The sequence below is a fragment of the Pseudomonas sp. GW821-FHT04D07 genome, assembly GCF_059420225.1.
Genome location: NZ_JBWKTH010000015.1, coordinates 110582 through 126847, shown reverse-complemented (window position 1 = coordinate 126847; position 16266 = coordinate 110582). Strand labels below are relative to the sequence as shown.

At 63.0% G+C, this 16266-nt stretch carries 14 protein-coding genes; 1 reads left to right on the top strand and 13 read right to left on the bottom strand.

Annotation, left to right across the window (positions count from 1 at the left end; all coding sequences use genetic code 11):
• Positions 1 to 77: 77 nt before the first annotated feature.
• Together AC07T0_RS18640 and AC07T0_RS18635 are read right to left on the bottom strand one after the other, a co-directional pair.
• Positions 78 to 2360, bottom strand: a complete 2283-nt coding sequence (locus AC07T0_RS18640) for a heavy metal translocating P-type ATPase (RefSeq protein ID WP_495002601.1) — start codon at positions 2358 to 2360, stop codon at positions 78 to 80.
• Between the two features lie 150 nt (positions 2361 to 2510).
• Positions 2511 to 3218: a phosphoribosyltransferase gene (locus tag AC07T0_RS18635; RefSeq protein WP_495002600.1), complete on the bottom strand. Its 708-nt coding sequence runs from the start codon at positions 3216 to 3218 to the stop codon at positions 2511 to 2513.
• A gap of 73 nt (positions 3219 to 3291) precedes the next feature.
• Here AC07T0_RS18635 and AC07T0_RS18630 point away from each other — a divergent pair, with 73 nt between their 5' ends.
• Positions 3292 to 3441, top strand: a complete 150-nt coding sequence (locus AC07T0_RS18630; protein ID WP_495002599.1) for a hypothetical protein — start codon at positions 3292 to 3294, stop codon at positions 3439 to 3441.
• 6 nt (positions 3442 to 3447) lie between these two features.
• Here the strand turns inward: AC07T0_RS18630 and AC07T0_RS18625 are convergent, their stop codons facing one another.
• From AC07T0_RS18625 to AC07T0_RS18575, 11 genes are all read right to left on the bottom strand, one after another.
• A complete protein-coding gene (locus tag AC07T0_RS18625; RefSeq protein ID WP_495002598.1) occupies positions 3448 to 4518 on the bottom strand; it encodes an ABC transporter ATP-binding protein in 1071 nt (356 codons plus the stop codon).
• 8 nt (positions 4519 to 4526) lie between these two features.
• Positions 4527 to 6107 (bottom strand): ABC transporter permease, encoded by a 1581-nt coding sequence (locus tag AC07T0_RS18620; protein ID WP_495002597.1) that lies wholly within the window; start codon positions 6105 to 6107, stop codon positions 4527 to 4529.
• Entirely contained in the window at positions 6108 to 7133 is a 1026-nt protein-coding gene (locus AC07T0_RS18615) for an iron ABC transporter substrate-binding protein (protein WP_495002596.1), read from the bottom strand.
• Between the two features lie 77 nt (positions 7134 to 7210).
• Entirely contained in the window at positions 7211 to 8515 is a 1305-nt protein-coding gene (gene efeB / locus AC07T0_RS18610; RefSeq protein ID WP_495002595.1) for an iron uptake transporter deferrochelatase/peroxidase subunit, read from the bottom strand.
• Positions 8512 to 9651, bottom strand: coding sequence for an NHL repeat-containing protein (locus AC07T0_RS18605; RefSeq protein WP_495002594.1), 1140 nt, complete (start codon positions 9649 to 9651; stop codon positions 8512 to 8514). Before AC07T0_RS18605 ends, efeB begins: the two co-directional genes overlap by 4 nt.
• A 110-nt stretch (positions 9652 to 9761) precedes the next feature.
• Entirely contained in the window at positions 9762 to 11246 is a 1485-nt protein-coding gene (locus tag AC07T0_RS18600) for a carbohydrate porin (RefSeq protein ID WP_495002593.1), read from the bottom strand.
• 297 nt (positions 11247 to 11543) lie between these two features.
• Positions 11544 to 12305: a 1,6-dihydroxycyclohexa-2,4-diene-1-carboxylate dehydrogenase gene (locus AC07T0_RS18595; RefSeq protein WP_495002592.1), complete on the bottom strand. Its 762-nt coding sequence runs from the start codon at positions 12303 to 12305 to the stop codon at positions 11544 to 11546.
• A 10-nt stretch (positions 12306 to 12315) separates the two neighbouring features.
• On the bottom strand, positions 12316 to 13338 hold the full coding sequence (benC, locus tag AC07T0_RS18590) for a benzoate 1,2-dioxygenase electron transfer component BenC (RefSeq protein ID WP_495002591.1): 1023 nt from the start codon (positions 13336 to 13338) through the stop codon (positions 12316 to 12318).
• An 11-nt stretch (positions 13339 to 13349) separates the two neighbouring features.
• On the bottom strand, positions 13350 to 13838 hold the full coding sequence (benB, locus tag AC07T0_RS18585) for a benzoate 1,2-dioxygenase small subunit (RefSeq protein WP_495002590.1): 489 nt from the start codon (positions 13836 to 13838) through the stop codon (positions 13350 to 13352).
• The gene (locus AC07T0_RS18580) at positions 13835 to 15211 is read right to left on the bottom strand and encodes an SRPBCC family protein (protein WP_495002589.1); all 1377 of its coding nucleotides are present in this window, start codon (positions 15209 to 15211) and stop codon (positions 13835 to 13837) included. The genes benB and AC07T0_RS18580 overlap by 4 nt, the downstream gene beginning before the upstream one ends.
• Positions 15212 to 15296: 85 nt before the next feature.
• The gene (locus AC07T0_RS18575) at positions 15297 to 16265 is read right to left on the bottom strand and encodes an AraC family transcriptional regulator (RefSeq protein ID WP_495002588.1); all 969 of its coding nucleotides are present in this window, start codon (positions 16263 to 16265) and stop codon (positions 15297 to 15299) included.
• Position 16266 lies beyond the last annotated feature (1 nt).

The window sequence follows — 16266 nt, the reverse complement described above, 5'->3', positions numbered from 1 at the left end:
CAAGCACGCTGTTGTTGAGCACCGTACGGAGCAGAATCCATCACTCAAGATCGGCGGTGCGCCGCCGGCCCGGACTTTTATCGACTGTCAAGATAACGGAACAGTTCTTCCTCCTGATCAAAATGCAAACGCACGAGGGTATCCAGGCGAATCAACTGATGCTGAATCTCATCAGCGCAAACCGTTGCATGAGCGGCACTGAAATCGAGGCTCATCCGCGCCAGCAAATGGATAAGGCGGAAAATCTCGCGGTGTACGTGACTCATGGCCGACAAAGGGTCCTCGCCCCGCAGGCTTCGGGTCAACAGCGGATACAGGGTGTTTTCATCTTCCCGTTCATGTCGCGCCAGAGTGACTTGCAGTTTTTCCACCAACGTCAGTAAATCGCTCCGAGCTTGCTCAAGCGGGCGCTGGGCAAAGTCGCCGGCCAGTTGATGCAGGTCGCTCAGCACAGTGGCCAGTTGCGTGTGTTCGTCCTGGAGGTGATCGATATGTGCCGCGGCAAGCTTTCGTTGGCGGAACCCCCACGACGCCGCCAATGCACGCAAGGCATTGATGATGATCAGCACGTCGATGCCCTCTTGCACAATGGCGCCGGCAAGCGGCGGCAGATAGCCGAAGGCCGCGATGGCCATCGCCAGCAATGACAGGCCCATGCCGACCTGTACACCCCGGCGGGCTATCTGGCGGGTCCGCCGGGCAATATCCAGCGCCTCGACCAGTCGGTCCAGGCGATCCACCAGCAACACGACACCGGCGGCTTGCGCGGAGGCAGTAGCGCCGGCCGCACCCATCGCCACGCCAACGTCGGCCGCCGCCAGGGCCGGGGCATCGTTAATACCATCGCCGACCATCAGCGTACTGGCACGCCGGCAGCCCTCCTGTACGGCACGTACCTTGTCCTCGGGGGCCAAGCCGGCATGCAACTCGTCGATTCCGGCTGACAAGGCAATCATCTCGGCGGTTTCCAGGCGGTCCCCGGTGAGCATGACGATCCGCTCGATGCCCCTGCCACGCAATCGACGCAGCGTTTGCGGGGTTTCCCGACGCAGGTTGTCGGAAAACACCAGCAGCCCGGCGAGTGCCCCATCCACCTCGATGAAGCTTCCACTGCACGCCAGGTAATCCATGTGGCGCAGCATGGCGGCGGCCCAGTCAGCCATGGGAACTTTCGCATGGGCAAAAGACAATGTACCGAAGCGCACCCGCTGGCTGTCGACCCGTCCACAAAGACCCGCCCCCGGGCTTTCTTCTACTTCCTGCGGGGCGCTGAGTGGCAGTTGGCGCTGCTGCGCCGCTTCGACAATGGCCTGGCAGATGGGATGCGTCGAGGCCTGCGCCAGCGACGCGGCCAGGCCCAGCAAACGCTGCGGATCGAGCGGACCGTTAACTTCGATCGACTGCAGCCGGGCATGACCGCTAGTCAGCGTGCCGGTCTTGTCGAGAAACACCTGCTTGACCCCGGCCAGCGCTTCCAGGGTCGCCCCGTCCTTGATCAGGATCCCGCGCCGCGCCGCCCTCGATATGCCTGACATGATGGCAATCGGCACCGCCAGAATCAAAGGACAAGGTGTGGCCACCACCAGGACCGCCAGGGCTCGCAACGGATCTCCGCTTATTTGCCAGGCTATTGTGGCAACCAGCAACGTCAGAGGAATGAAGAGCAAGGCATAGCGGTCGGCCAGGCGCACGTAGGGTGCGCGCGAGCGCCGTGCGGCCTCGGCCAACCGCACGACCCCGGAGTAGGTGCTCTGTGCGGCCGTTCGCGTGGCCATTAACAGAAACGGGGCACCGACATTGGATACGCCGCTGAGCACCAGCTCGCCTTCCCGGCGGGTAACCGGCAACGACTCGCCGCTGAGCGCCGACTCGTCGAGAATGGCCACGGCACTCAACAGGCGACCGTCGACCGGAACCACCTCGCCCAGGCGTACCAGCAATGTCTGGTGCGTCTGGACCTGCTCGACGGGGACTTTGCGCAAGTCATCCTGTTCCTGCAGCCAGGCAAAACGTGGCGCCCGGTCGACGAGCGCACGCAATTCGCGTTCGGCGCGTTGCTTGGTAAAGAACTCCAGGGTGCGTCCGCTGGCCAGCATCAAGGCAATCACCGCCGCCACCAGCATCTGCTGAAAGGCCAGGGCGGCGGCAATCGACAGCAGCGCAATAAGATCGACGCCCACCTCGCGCCGAGCCAGGCGTCTGGCGATCTCGAACAGCAATATCAGGACCATCAACAGGCTGCCCGCAGCCCAGCACATCGACGCCCAGTTGGACTCATGAGCGAAATGCGCGACCGCCCCGCCCAGCAGTGTCAGGGCGGTGATCAGCAATAGCAACGGGTCCAGCCACTTGCCTGGCATCGAAGTGACCCCCTCAAATAATCACTTATCCCCCAACACCCACCGCCGCCACTGCCATGAACGAAGACCACCAGACCGATTGCATTCATTGGTAGAAGCAAGTCGGCTGAACATTCGACATCCATCAGGTCCAGCTTTCGAGACTGGGGCTCAAGTATCGGAAGGCTCCTCGGTGTTTGTGTCAGGCGCCGATTCGCGTCGCCAGGCCCGTTGCAACAGATCGATGACCTGCTCATCCGAGGTCTGGGAAAAATCGTTGTACCAATAGCCGATTGACATGAGCCAATCGGGGACAAGCGGGCATATCACCTCATTCACCTCGCAGCGCAGCGCCTCCACCGTTTCAAGCGGTGCAACCGGCACGGCGACGACGATGCGAGCCGGCGCCTGCAAGCGCACCGCCGCTATCGCCGCCCTCATCGAGGCACCAGTCGCCAGGCCGTCGTCGATCAGAATCACCACCTGATCCTTGAGCGACACAGGCGCACGCGATGCCCGGTAAACCTGCTCACGACGCGACAACTCCCACGTTTCCCGGGCGACTACCGCCTCTAGCGTGGCCGGGGCAATCGGGTGAGCCCGCAGGGTGTCTTCATTGAGAATCCGTATGCCGTCACCGGCAATGGCGCCCATGGCGAACTCAGGGTGTGCCGGAACCCCCAGCTTGCGCACCAGTATCAGGTCCAGGGGCAAGTCCAGGGCGGTGGCCACTTCATAGGCAACCGGAACACCGCCACGGGGCAAAGCGAGGACAATGACCTCGGGCCGCCGAGCGTATTTGAGCAAGGGTTCCACCAGGCTGCGACCGGCGGCAGCCCGGTCGGGCAAGAGGGTTTGCGAGGAGAGACTCTGGGTCACTGGAAAACCTCCTCAGGCGATCGCGCCTGAACAACTGTGTCCTTTGAGCTTCTATGAAACGATGGGGGCAACGTTGACTTATATCAATATAGACACTACGTCGCGCAGCCTCGCGGACAGTGCCCTGGAACTCATCATAAAACTGCGCAACACACTGGCCAACATGAATCCGGCAAACAACCCCAACGGCGGTGCCGATACGTCCGGTGGCGAGTTTGCTTGATCCATATCAATCACGAAAAACCCCATAGGCCGGCACCTCCCCCTCGACGCTGATGGCCACTTCATCGCCCGGCCGCGGGCATAAATGGCCGGGCAAACGCGCAATCAGCGTTGTCGATACGGCCGCATCATCCGAGAGATTCAGGTGCACGCAGGCATCGTGCCCGTAGTAGTCCACTTTCAGCACCCTGCCCCGCGCCTGAGCAGCGCCGCTGCGCAGGCCGTCATGTAGCGCTGCAAGCCTGATCTGCTCAGGCCGCAGCAGCACCTGCACCGGCCCGTCGGGCATCGCCGCCATCAGCCGCAAAGAGCCGAGGGCACACACGACACCAGCGCCATTGACCATGCCCGGCAAGAGCATGGCATCACCGACAAAACGCGCCAGTTCAGGACTCACCGGCATCCGGTACAACTGCTCGGGGCTTGCCACCTGTACCAGCTCGCCCTGCCATAACACCGCGACCTGGCTGCCCATCGACAAGGCTTCGGACTGATCGTGAGTGACCAGCAAGGCCGTGGCGCCGGCGGCCGACAAGGCCTGAGCCACCGCTTGCCGGGTTTCCACACGCAAAGCGGCGTCCAGCGAGGAAAACGGCTCATCGAGCAGGACCAGTGCCGGCGCTGGCGCGAGCGCCCGGGCCAGCGCGACTCGCTGCTGCTGCCCGCCGGACAATGAATGCGGCGAGCGATTGGCGAAGTCGCCGGGCAAACCGACCAGTTCGAGTAACTCGGCCACCCGATGGCGGGTCTTGCGCAGCTGCCGCGACAGGCCAAAGACGATGTTCTCAGCCACCGACAGGTGTGGAAACAGCGCGCCTTCCTGCGGCACATAACCGATATGACGTTTCTCCGAGGGCACAAAGACGCCGGGGCCGCTGACCCGCAGGCCATTGATCTGAATCGTCCCCCCGTCCCCGCGCTCGAAACCACAGAGCAGGCGCAACAAGGTGGTCTTGCCGCTGCCGGACGGGCCAAGAATCGCCACCAGGCTACCGGACGCCACCGACAAATCGACGCCACGCAATACCGGAGCGTTGCCAAACGTCTTGCGTAGGCCGCGAACTTCTACATCAGCCATGTCGATCCCTATGATTGGAAGCTACCCAGCACTGCCGATTTGCCGAACAACGACATCAGCAGCCAGGTGGAAAACAGTGAAATACCGACCAGCATGGCGGCATACGGCGCGGCGGCGGCAAACGCCAGCGCCGAGGTATCGACCCAGACCTGGGTGGCCAGCGTGTGGGTGCCGATGGGCGACAGCAACAAGGTGGCGGTCAGTTCCGTGACGATGCTGATAAACACCATCGAGGCCGCCGCGCCGATCCCCGGTCCGGCCAGCGGCAGAATCACCCGCCATGCTGTTTGCCACCAACGCAGGCCCAGCGAACGGGCAGTGTCTTCAAGGCGTGGTTCGATCTGCACCAGGGTTGCATGCACACCGACCAGGGCCAGCGGCAGAAACAGGATCGCATAGGTCAGGATCAGCAACGCCGCACTCTGGTAAAGCGGCTGGATGAAGCGAATCGAGATCGAAATCACCGCCAGGGCGATGACGATGCCCGGGACGCCCTGCCCCAGATACGCGATACGCTCCAGCAAGGTACTGATACGGTTTGGAAAACGCGCCAACAAAAAGCCCAGCGGCAACGCGAGCAACGTGGTCAGCAGCGCCCCGGCCAGGCCAAAGCCCAAGGAGGCACAGGTCGTGCTGATCAATTGCTCGGCGGAGAATTCGACCGGCGTCACGGCGGCCTCACTGTGCTGCAGCAGCCAGTAGCCGATCATGCCCAGGGGAACGCCCAGGGTGGTCGCGGTCAAACCGGCAAACCCGGCCCATACCAGCCATTTCGCCCGGCCCAGCTCGTAGCGAGTGGCCGATCGACGTGTGCCACGGTCGAGCCGGTCATAACGGCTGAGACCGCGCACCTTGAACTCCGCCACCAGGCAGATCAGGCACAGCAACACCAGCACGCTGGCCAGCAAGGCCGCACCGGCACCGTTGAAGCTGGCACGATATTCGGCGTAGATCTCGGTGGTAAAGGTACGGAAACGCAACAGCGCGAACGCGCCAAACTCGGACAGGACACTGAGGGCAACCAACAGTACCCCGCCCAGCAATGCCGGTTTGAGCTGTGGCAGCACCACGCGATAGAAGCAGCGCCACGGTCCGAGCCCGAGGGACCGGGCGGTTTCCTCCAGTGCCGGGTCCATACCCCTGAGTGCGGCGGAGACCGGCAGGTAAACCAGTGGAAAGTAGGCGGTGGTGACCACCAGTAAGGCACCGGAGAAATCCTGCAACGACAGGCTCAAGGAGACCCACGCATAGCTGGTGATAAAGGGTGGCATGGCCAGCGGCACCACCGCGAGCACGGCCCAGACACCTCGGCCCGGCAGATCGGTGCGTTCGACGAACCAGGCCAGCGCCGTACCGATCAGGGCCGAGGCGAACGTCGCCGCCCCGACGATCAGCAGGGTATTGCCCGCCAGTTCCCCGACAATTGGCCGGAACAGCAACTCAACCGCATCATCGTAGCTAAAGCTCGCGGCCTGCTTGAGCGTGAAGGCCAGCGGCGCCAGCACCAGCAGCGCCACCGCGACACAGACTAGCAAAAGTCCAAACGGCGTGCGCCGCGCGGACTTGACCGCGATGCTCGGATTGGCCATTTACAGCAAGCCGGCCTGACGCAGCAACTTGACCGCATGGCTATCGTCACCCAGCGTCTTCATATCCAGCGCCGGTGGCGAAAGCTGGCTGAGCGGCAGCAGCAACGGGTCCGGAGCGACGCCTGCCCGCAGCGGATACTCGTAGGTCACCTTGTTGCCGGCCATCAATTGCTGCGCGCCCTCGCTGGTCAGATAGGCGACAAACTGGTTCGCCGCCTCCTGGTTGCGCGTGGTCTTCAGCACCGCGACGCCCGACACATTGACCAACGCCCCGACATCGCCCTGGGTGAAGTGATAGAGCGCACTGTGGGTCCCTTTGTCGCCCAGTTCGGTATGCAGGCGAGCCCAGTAGTAGCTATTGATCACACCGACAGCAACCCCGCCGCGGTTGACGGCGGCGCTGACGCCTTCGTCATCGTTGAAAATCTGCGAGTTGCTGCGCAGGCCCTTGAGCCACTGCAAGGTGCTGGCTTCGCCCTTGAGTGCCAGCATGGCGCTGACCAGCGGCAGGAAGTCGGCATCCGACGGCGCGATGGCGACCTTGCCTTTCCACGCTGGTTCGGCCAGGTCGAGCAGCGAGGCCGGCAGTTCAGTCGGTTTGACCAGCTTGGTGTTGTAGGCCAGCGCGTTCTCGCGGGCCAACACGCCAACCCAAGCGCCGCTCGGCGAGTTGTAACGCGCCGGGATAGTCGCCAGGGTAGCGGGCTGCACGGGGGCCAACAGGCCCTTCTCTTCCAGCAGCATCAGCTCGGGAGAGTTCTCGGTAAAGTACAGATCAGCGGGCGAGGCGCTGCCTTCAGCCAGCAGTTGTGCCGCCAGTTCCGGGCCCTCGCCGGTACGTACCTTGACCGAGATGCCGGTCTGCTTTTCGAAATCCTTGACCAACTGATTGACCGTCTGCTCGTGCTGCGCACTGTACAGGGTCAATGAAGCCGCCTGAGAGAGTCCGGACGCGAGCAGCGCCGCCGCCAGGCAAGCGAGTTGGAAGGTGCGCGGCAGCGTGTGGTGGAAAACCTTGAAAGACATTCGAATACTCCAATACAGCGATGATTACAGCCCAAGGGGCGCATCCCGCTAGCGGACCCGCCCCAACTCGACAGCCCTTAGCCTTCGAGCCCCTCGAACAATCCGGCACCGATGAACGAACCCTCGCGGGCACCCGGTGGGCAGGCAAAGATCGCGCTGCCCACATGGGTGGTGAACTGGTTCATGATGTCCTGGGTGGCCAGTTTCTTGTTGATCTTGATAAAGCCGCTGCGCGGGTCGCGCTGGTAAGCCACGAAGAACAACCCGGCATCGAGCATCATGCCTTGGCGCCATGGCGGCCAACGCTCGGCATAAAACCCCACGCCATCGTTGTAGGAGTAGGCGCGACGCAGGATCTGCGCGCCGTCGTTTTCGGCGGCGGCGGACAGGCGCGCATGGGCATTGTCCGGGATGACCAGGTTGCCGTCCTTGTCTTGAGCCTCAAGATCCAGCGGATCGGACTCGTGGGTCTTGCCCAGCGGTGCGCCGCTGGACTTGTCCCGCCCCACCACCTCCTCCTGAAAGCCCAGCTCCGTCTTGTCCCAGTGCTCCAGCGCGATACGGATGCGCCGCACCACGACATAGGCGCCCGCCTTCATCCAGCCACCTTCATCGCCGACCCAGACCACCTGGTCCATCATCTTGCTGTCGCGCGTGGACGGATTGTTGGTGCCATCCTTGAAGCCCATCAGGTTGCGCGTGGTGCCGCCGCCAGCCGGTGGGCTGGTAAAGCCGGACTGCATCCACTTGATCAGGGCCACACCATCCGCCAGGGCCAGCAGTTCGCGCAGCGCATGGAAGGCCACCTGCGGATCATCGGCACAGACCTGGATGCTCAGGTCGCCACCGCACTTCTCGGCCACCAGTTGATCACCGTTGAATTTCGGTAAATCGACCAGCGCTTCCGGGCGCCGCGCTGCCAAGCCATAACGGTCCTTACCATCACTGCCGACAAACAATCCCGGGCCAAAGCCAAAGGTCACGGTCAGGCGCGACGGCTTGAGCCCCTCGGCCGAACCGCCGTCCAACGGCGCGGCATCCTTGGGTAGCGCCAGCGGCTGTGCGGTCTCGCCACCGCTCATGCGGTTGGCGGCAATGGTCCAACGCTTGAGCAGCGCGATCACCTCCGCCCGCGCGGTGGCTTCCAGGTCGAACGCGGCAAACAGCGAGTGGCTCTGCTGCGCCGTGACGATGCCGCCCTGGTGCACGCCATAGAACGGCTCGACCGAGGACAGCGCCCCGGCCGCCTGCGGCTTTGCCAGGCGCTCGGCGGCGGCCACGCCGCCGCTACCAATCACCCCCGCGGCAACCGCCAGGCTGCTGGCCGCGCCGAGGAAACGACGCCGGGACAGGCCAGGGGCGTTTTCGTCGTGCCGGCTCATTTGGCCAGGACCAACATGTTCACGTCGTCTTCGACGTAGTAGAAACCGTCACCGCTGGGGGTGATGACCAGACCGAACAGATCGCCGTTACCAGGTGGGACCTGGGCCTTGTTGGCATCGATCCACTGAGCAAAGAGTTGCTTGCCGGTTTGTGGGTCGATCTCCACGACCTTGCCGTTCAAGCCATTGGTGGTCAGCAGATGACCATTAGGGGCGGTGGTCAGCGCCAGGGGACGCAGCAACATCCCATCCTTGGTCAGCGTGCGGCCTACACCGGCACTGGTGGTCCGGGTGCTGGCATCCCAAATTTCGCTGATGCGGTTGGCGAGCGTATCGGAGACATACAGTTTGTCGTCCTTGCCCATGGCCAGCCCCGTCGGCCCAACAAGGAACACACCTTTGTCAGCCTGGGCGCTGAAGCCGCTGCCGACCACGGTCTGCTTGCTGATCACCGGCGGCTTGCCTTCCGGGATGGACAGGTCCAGGCGCAGTACCGTGGACTGAATCACCACCGGTGGCGTGCCTTTGGCGCTACCGATAGCAAAGCCGGCATTGCTGACGAACAAGGTCGCGCTGGAACCGTTGTCGATCACCGCCATGTTGCCCCACGGGTCATTGATATTCGGCCCGGACCAGACATCGACGACCTTGCCGTTCGGGTCGAGCACCACCAGGCAACCGGCGCCCTTGGTGTCGGTGGTCCCGTCATTGCTCGGGGTGCTGCCGACGATCACCCAGCCACTTTTGAGCATGGTCATCGCGGTGCTGAGGCCTACGCCACCCGGGCACTGCGGCAAGTCATGGGGCAACTGGGCAAACAGCGACAGCTGTTTGGTGCTCGGGTTGTAATCGACAATGGTGCTGCCGACACCCTGCAGGTTGGCCGCGTTGTTGAAGTTGTCGACCAACACGTCGTCTTTCTGGATTTTTCCGGCGGACACCGGCGCCACGGCAATGGCGTAGGGATTCTGGTCGCCATTGTCCGGCACCGTGGACGTCAGGGTCTGGTGCTTGTGGATGTTCGGCAAAAAGCCTTGGGCGTCATCGGCGTGTGCCGGCAGGACGATGTTGAAGGTCAATAGCGTGGCCAGGACCACAAGGCCCTGGCCCAGGCGCGGCAAGCTCGAATACGTCATGCAATACTCCTGATTTCTCGAAGTCGGCAGGCCCAGTCAGGCAGGGCCACCGTCAAACAAAGCGGATCGGTGCGGTTGGGCGGGCGCGGAGCTCCCGGCCAGCGTCCGGTCTAGAGGGTGATGTTGGTGCGCAAGCCCCAGACCAGCGTGTCGCCCATTCGCCGCGTTGGATCGTTCGGGTTCTGGCCCGCGCCCGGATTGAGCGTGTACTGAATATCCGGTTGCAGTTGCAGCCAGGGGGTTAGCTGATACTGGTAGGTCGCTTCAACAAAGGTCTCGCCATTGCGCACGCGGTTGCCACTGTCGAGATCCAGACCCGCGGCGCGGCTGCCGACCTTGACGTAGCCCAGCCCCAGGCTGACCGTATCGGCATCGCGGCCTTCGAAGGGCGCGGCGAGGGTCACACCGGCGTTGGCACTGAAGCTGATCAGGTTGCGATCGCCCGGTGCGCCCATCAGGCGCGTGAACACGCCCACCGAACGCATGCTGTCCGGGGCTTGGCGCCAGATCATCTGGTCGGCCACGGCGTAGACGCTGTAGTTGCCTGAGTGCTCGGTCGCGCTGCCATTGCTGTTCGGATCGGCGAGCGACAGCCCGTCGGTGCCGTAGCGCTGGTCGGCGAAGTTCTGCGTGTTGTACCAGGCGCCAAGTTTGTAGGTGCCCGGCAGGCCAGCGTTGGCGGTCTCCGTCTGGCCCAGCGAGGCCTGGTTGACGCCGTACTGCAGCTCGCCGATGTACAGCGCGCCGGTGTGCAGGTCGAAGTTGGTGCCGTGGGCGTTTTGCCGTTGCGGGTCACCGTCGTTGGTGCCGGCCGGGTTACCGTCATAGACACCCGCGAGTACGGTAATCGCATCGGACGGGTGGACCCGGACACGGATCCCCAAGGCCGACAACGGGTACGCCGGGCCCCCGGCCGGCATGTCGTAGGACGGCACCGCCGGCCAGCCGAACATGGTGTTGACGAAGGTGCTGGCGTACTGGCTGACCATGAACTCCTGGTCGATGCTTTGCTGGCCGACCCGGAAGTCCAGGGCCTCATCGAGGAATTTCTGCTGGTACCAGGCCTCCCACAGACGGGTGCCGGTGTCCGCTTCGATGCCGCTGGCGGTCTGCAGGGTGCCGAGCTTGTTCGCGCTGAGGTTTTGCCCGTGAACGTTCACCGCACTGATGTTGAGGGTGCCGCCGGCCAGGCCGAAGAGCTTGAGGGTGTCGAGCTTCAGCGTCATGGTGGTGAGACCGTCGTAGTCCCCGCCACGATGCAGGCCACCCTTGGCATTGTTCAGGTATTCACTGGTTTCGGTCAGCCCCAGGGTCACGCCATAAGCCGCAAGGCCCGAGCGCAGCCCGCCGATATCGCCAAGCATGTTCTGCCGTGTCAGGAAGCCGGTCCACTGACCCGCGGGGGCTGCCTTGATCGCCAGGTCCGCTTCGGGCAGGTCGGCGGGATTGACGTCGTCAGCGGCTGCGGACGGATTAGCGGCCGGTGCCGCGGTCGCCGCGCAAGCGGGATTGACCCATAGCCAGGCAACAGAGCAAGCCAGTGCGGTCGACAGGACAACACGCTGTGTGGATCGGTGGTACGACAGTGCGCGCATCGATGACTCCAGAAGAACTTGACCCTACTGCTGCGCGGCAAATACGGTTTGGCCACGGCATACGGATCAAAATGAGAATCTAAATGAGAATCCATATCGAATTTGCGCGCATACTAGTCCAGCATTTTTTTTAATACAATTTGTTTCGGATGAAACTTGGCCCTTCAAACATGAAACTTCGCCCGAGGGATCTGGATCGGCCTTTGTGGAAGTGGATGTGGCGAGCGGGCAAGCCCGCTCGCCACAAATCTCGGCCAAGTTTGAAATCAACTCAGTCATTAGCCCCTGACGGGGGCCTCAGCCCAGGTCACCCCCGCCCACCGGCAAGGTCACGCCGGTGATGTAGGCGGCATCGTCGGAAGCGAGGAAAAGGATCGCCCCGGCCTGTTCATCAACGCTGCCGTAACGCTTCATCAAGCTGCTGTCCACGGTCTGCTCGACGATCTGCCGGTACCAGGCTTGCTCATCCTCGCTGGGTGCCTGGGCATTGCGCGGGATACGCCGTGGCGGCGCATCGGTCCCTCCCGGCGCCGTGGCATTGACCCGGATTCCGCGGCCGGCGGTTTCGAAGGCCAGGCAGGCGGTCAGGGCATTGACCCCACCCTTGGCCGCGCCGTAGGGCACTCGATTGACCCCGCGGGTGGCCACCGACGAGACATTGACGATCGCCCCGCTGCCCTGTTCCAGCATGTAGGGCAATACCGCGTGACAGCACCACAGGGTCGGGAACAGCGAGCGGCGTACCTCGGCTTCGATCTCATTTTCCTGGTAATGCTCGAAAGGTTTGGCCCAGATAGTCCCGCCGACATTGTTGACGAGGATATCGATCCGCCCGAAGCGCTCGTGAGCCGCGCCCATGACTTCCGTGCACGCGGCATGACGCTCCAGGTTGGCGGTAAGAGTAAGCGTTCGGTCACCACGCAGCTCATGGATCAGCTCGGAACGATCCACCGCCACCAGCCAGGCGCCCTCCTCCAGAAAACGCTCGGCCACCCGCCGGCCGATGCCTTGGGCTGCGCCAGTGACCAGTGCGACTTTATCCTTGAAACGTGGGTTCATCACGATCTCCTCAGGCGGCATCGCCGGTCACGATGCTATTGGCGGTGAACTTCTCGTAGTAGACGCTGCTCGGGGTCACGCCCTGGACCTTGAAGTGCTGCCTCACGGCATCGACCATCGGCGGCGGCCCGCACAGGTAAACATCGACCTCGCCACCGTTGAGCATCCCGTCTGCCAGGTGCTGGGTCACATAACCCTGGCGCGGATGTCGCGTCTGTGGGTCCGAGACACAGGTGACAAAGCCGAAATTCGGCAAGCGCTCAGAGAACCCTTGCAGTGCCTCGACCATGACCAGGTCCTGGTCCCGGGAGACCCCATAGATCAGGTGGATCGGCTGATGTTCGCGGCGCTCGGCGAGCACTTCGAGCATCGACAGAAACGGCGCCAGCCCGGTGCCACCCGCGAGAAACAGCAGCGGCCGAGTGACCGTGCGCAGGTAGAAACTGCCCAGCGGCCCAGTCATCGACACTTTCTCTCCGGGTTGGGCACCGTCCAGCCAGCGGCTCATGAGCCCGCCGGGGACATGCTTGATCAGGAAGCTGGCGTGGCGGTCACCAGGCAGGCTGCTGAACGAGTACGAACGGGTCTGCTCACTGCCGGGAACGCCGATATTCACGTACTGTCCCGGCAGGAACGCCGATGCCTGGTCGAGTTCGAAGCACACTTCCAGGGCCGCGCCGGCATGGCGGGTGATGCCCGCCAAGGTTGCATCGAATCGCGAGGTAGCGGTCTTGCAGGCACTGGACGGCACCGGCACAGCCAGCACACAGTCGCTTTCCGGGATCATCTGACAGGTCAACACCTGGCGCTGCTCGACCTCATCGGCCCCCAGCGCGTCCTCCAGATAGTCTTCGCCGAGGTCATAGGCGCCACTTTCGCAACGACACTTGCAAGTGCCGCAGACGCCGTCGGAGCAATCCATGGGCAGGTTGATCCGGTGGCGAAAAGCGGCGTCGAGCACCTTCTCGCCGGCTTTGCAGTCGATAAAGCGGGTGACCCCGTCCTCGAAATTCAGGGCTATGCGATACGTCATGGGACCCACCCTTAAATATGATAGATATCAATGACCTGGTGGATATAGTCATTCTTGAGTATCACCTTCTTGCGGGTGATCAGCGGTTGTTCGCCGCTGATATCCAGGCGATAGAATGAGGTCCCGAAGTACGAATCCGTGGTCTTGTAGCGATGGCTGAGGGTGTGCCAGTTGAAGCGCAGTTCGACTTCGCGTCCGTCTCCACCCAGCACTTCCAGGTTGGCGAGCAGATGCGCAGTGCGCGGTTGCGGAGTACTGGCGCTGGAACGCTCGGTCTTGATCCGGAACACCCGGTCTTCCAGGCCGTCGCGGTTGGGGTAATAGATCAACGAGATCTCGCGCTGCGGGTCTTCGGTCAGGCTGTCGTGGTCATCCCAGGCAGGCATCCAGAACTCCGCCCGCGGGCTATAGCATTGCAGCCACTCGTCCCATTGGCGGTCGTCGAGCAGCCGGGCCTCGCGATGGAGGAAATCCAGCAGGCGATCACGTGACAGGCTCATAGCTGGCCCTCCTTGTCCGTGGCGATCAAGCCCTGGCGCTCACTCTCCAGTGCCCTGAGCAGGCTGGCGGCCCAGTGCGCGTGCTGACGCACGAACAGGCCTTCGTCCTCGGTCTTGATACCGCTGAGCTGCGGGGTCATGCCCATTGCCCGGGCATTCTCATCGGGCCCATCCAGCCATTGCTTCGCGCCACGGCTAAGATCGTTCCACAACGGGATCGAGCCCTGGTAGCCGGTCTGGCAGGAACGGAATTCCTCCAGGTCATCGGGCGTGCCCATGCCGCTGACGTTGAAGAAGTCCTCGTATTGGCGGATACGGGTCGCACGCTCCTCGGCGCTTTCGCCCTTGGGTGCCATGCAATAGATGGTCACCTCGGTCTTGTCCACCGTGAGCGGTCGCACGACGCGGATCTGCGTCGAGAACTGGTCCATCAGGTAAACGTTGGGGTACAGGCACAGGTTGCGGGTTTGCTCGACGATAAAGTCGGCCCGTTCCTCGCCCAGGCGCTGGGCCAAAGCCTGGCGATGGGCATGCACTGGACGGACTTCAGGGTTGAGCAGACGGGTCCAGAGCAGGATATGGCCATGCTCGAAGGCGTAGACGCCGCCCAGGCTTTTTGACCAACCATTGGCATCCACGGTGCGTGTGCCCTCGGTTTCGTAGTTGCGCCGCTGCATGGTCGCCGAGTAGTTCCAGTGCACGGAACTGACGTGGTAACCGTCGGCACCGTTCTCGATTTGCAGCTTCCAGTTGCCGTCGTAGACATACGACGAACTGCCGCGCAGTACCTCCAGGCCCTCGGGGGCCTGGTCGACCATCTGGTCGATGATGACCCGGGTTTCCCCCAGGTATTCGTGCAATGTCAGGACCTGCTCCGAGAGGCTGCCGAACAGGAACCCGCGATAGTTCTCGAACCGCGCCAGGCGCCGCAGGTCATGGGAGCCATCGCAGTCGAAGCTGTCGGGATAGGCGCCGGTCTTGCCATCCTTGACCTTGAGCAGCTTGCCGGTGTTGCTGAAGGTCCAGCCGTGGAACGGGCAGGTGAATGAGCCTTTGTTGCCTTGCTTGTGCCGGCAGAGCATGGCGCCACGGTGCGCGCAGGCGTTGACCAGGCCATGCAGTACCCCCTGTTTGTCGCGGGTGATCACCACCGGCTGGCGGCCGATGACGGTGCTGAAGTAGTCGTTGATCTCGGCGACCTGGCTTTCATGGGCCAAGTAGATCCAGCCGCCTTCAAAGATGTGCTTCATCTCCAGCGAGAACAGTTCGCTGTCGGTGAAGATGTCGCGGCGGCAGCGGAAGGTTCCGCTGGTGGGGTCTTCCTGAACCGACTCGCGGATCTGGCGGGCGAGTCTGTCGAGTGTGTCGGTCATGGGCTGGGCTCTCCATTGTTCTTGTCTCAGGCGCCCTCACCTTATGCCTGCCCTGCCCGCGACAATATCCGCCCCCTGCAAATCGCTATCCGTTCAGCGCAAGCGCCTCCTGGCGCCGACGCCAGGTCTGCGAGGGCAGCTCGCCAAAGCGTTTGCGATAGGTTTCGGAAAAGCGCCCCAGATGGACAAAACCATGGTCCAGGGCCACTTCAGTGACGCTACGGGCGCCCGGCAACTGCAGCATCGCATGCACCCGCTCCAGCTTGCGTTGGCGTACATAGTCACGGGGCGAGAGGCCGACATGGCGCTCGAACAGCAAGTACAGGGAACGCTCGCTGACCCGCGCCACCTCGCGTAATTGCGCGATGCCAATCTCGTCGCGCAGATGCGCCTCGATAAACTGGCGTACCGCCTCGAAGCCACCGCTTTCCTCAGCCTCGGGGCTGACCCGCCGGACATTGCTCGCCAGCAGGCCCAGCAGCTTGCTGGCGACTATGCGCTCATACAGCACCTGCACCTCGGGCGCCGCACAGTGCTCGGCTTCGTGACAGATCAGCGCCAGCAACGGCACGAAGCCCTCGAGCCCGGCCAGGTCGCGGCGCTCGCTGTCGAAGCGGATGCCCTGGCGCGGCAACAACCAGTGCTGCTCCAGGCAGGCATTTTCCAGCAAGCGCACCGGCAGCTTGACGATGAACTTCTCGCAATCGGCCGAGTAGGTCAGGTCCACCGGGTCATCGGGGTTGATCAGCAGGATTTCGCCCGGCGTGTAGATCCGTTCCGCGCCCCGGAAGCTCGAACGACAATGCCCGCTCAGCAGGATCTGCAGGTGATAGATGCTTTCCAGGGCCGGTGACATCACCTGGACCCGGGCACCGTAGCTGATGCGGCAGAGGTCGAGGCTGGAGAAGGTCCGGTGCTTGATACTCGCCTGTGGGCGGCCCTTGGGCGGCAAGCGAATGCAATGGCTGCCAACGTGTTGGTTGACATACTCGGAGACAGCGTGGGCGTCGGCCTGTTCGAAGATCCGGCTGCGCTCGCTCAACAAGGTGGTCATG

Excerpts from the sequence above, each read along its gene's own strand:
- AC07T0_RS18640 (WP_495002601.1), bottom strand. The coding sequence starts at position 2,360 with ATGCCAGGCAAGTGGCTGGACCCGTTGCTATTGCTGATCACCGCCCTG.
- AC07T0_RS18625 (WP_495002598.1), bottom strand. The coding sequence starts at position 4,518 with ATGGCTGATGTAGAAGTTCGCGGCCTACGCAAGACGTTTGGCAACGCT.
- AC07T0_RS18620 (WP_495002597.1), bottom strand. The coding sequence starts at position 6,107 with ATGGCCAATCCGAGCATCGCGGTCAAGTCCGCGCGGCGCACGCCGTTT.
- AC07T0_RS18615 (WP_495002596.1), bottom strand. The coding sequence starts at position 7,133 with ATGTCTTTCAAGGTTTTCCACCACACGCTGCCGCGCACCTTCCAACTC.
- efeB (WP_495002595.1), bottom strand. The coding sequence starts at position 8,515 with ATGAGCCGGCACGACGAAAACGCCCCTGGCCTGTCCCGGCGTCGTTTC.
- AC07T0_RS18605 (WP_495002594.1), bottom strand. The coding sequence starts at position 9,651 with ATGACGTATTCGAGCTTGCCGCGCCTGGGCCAGGGCCTTGTGGTCCTG.
- AC07T0_RS18600 (WP_495002593.1), bottom strand. The coding sequence starts at position 11,246 with ATGCGCGCACTGTCGTACCACCGATCCACACAGCGTGTTGTCCTGTCG.
- AC07T0_RS18595 (WP_495002592.1), bottom strand. The coding sequence starts at position 12,305 with ATGAACCCACGTTTCAAGGATAAAGTCGCACTGGTCACTGGCGCAGCC.
- benC (WP_495002591.1), bottom strand. The coding sequence starts at position 13,338 with ATGACGTATCGCATAGCCCTGAATTTCGAGGACGGGGTCACCCGCTTT.
- benB (WP_495002590.1), bottom strand. The coding sequence starts at position 13,838 with ATGAGCCTGTCACGTGATCGCCTGCTGGATTTCCTCCATCGCGAGGCC.
- AC07T0_RS18580 (WP_495002589.1), bottom strand. The coding sequence starts at position 15,211 with ATGACCGACACACTCGACAGACTCGCCCGCCAGATCCGCGAGTCGGTT.
- AC07T0_RS18575 (WP_495002588.1), bottom strand. The coding sequence starts at position 16,265 with ATGACCACCTTGTTGAGCGAGCGCAGCCGGATCTTCGAACAGGCCGAC.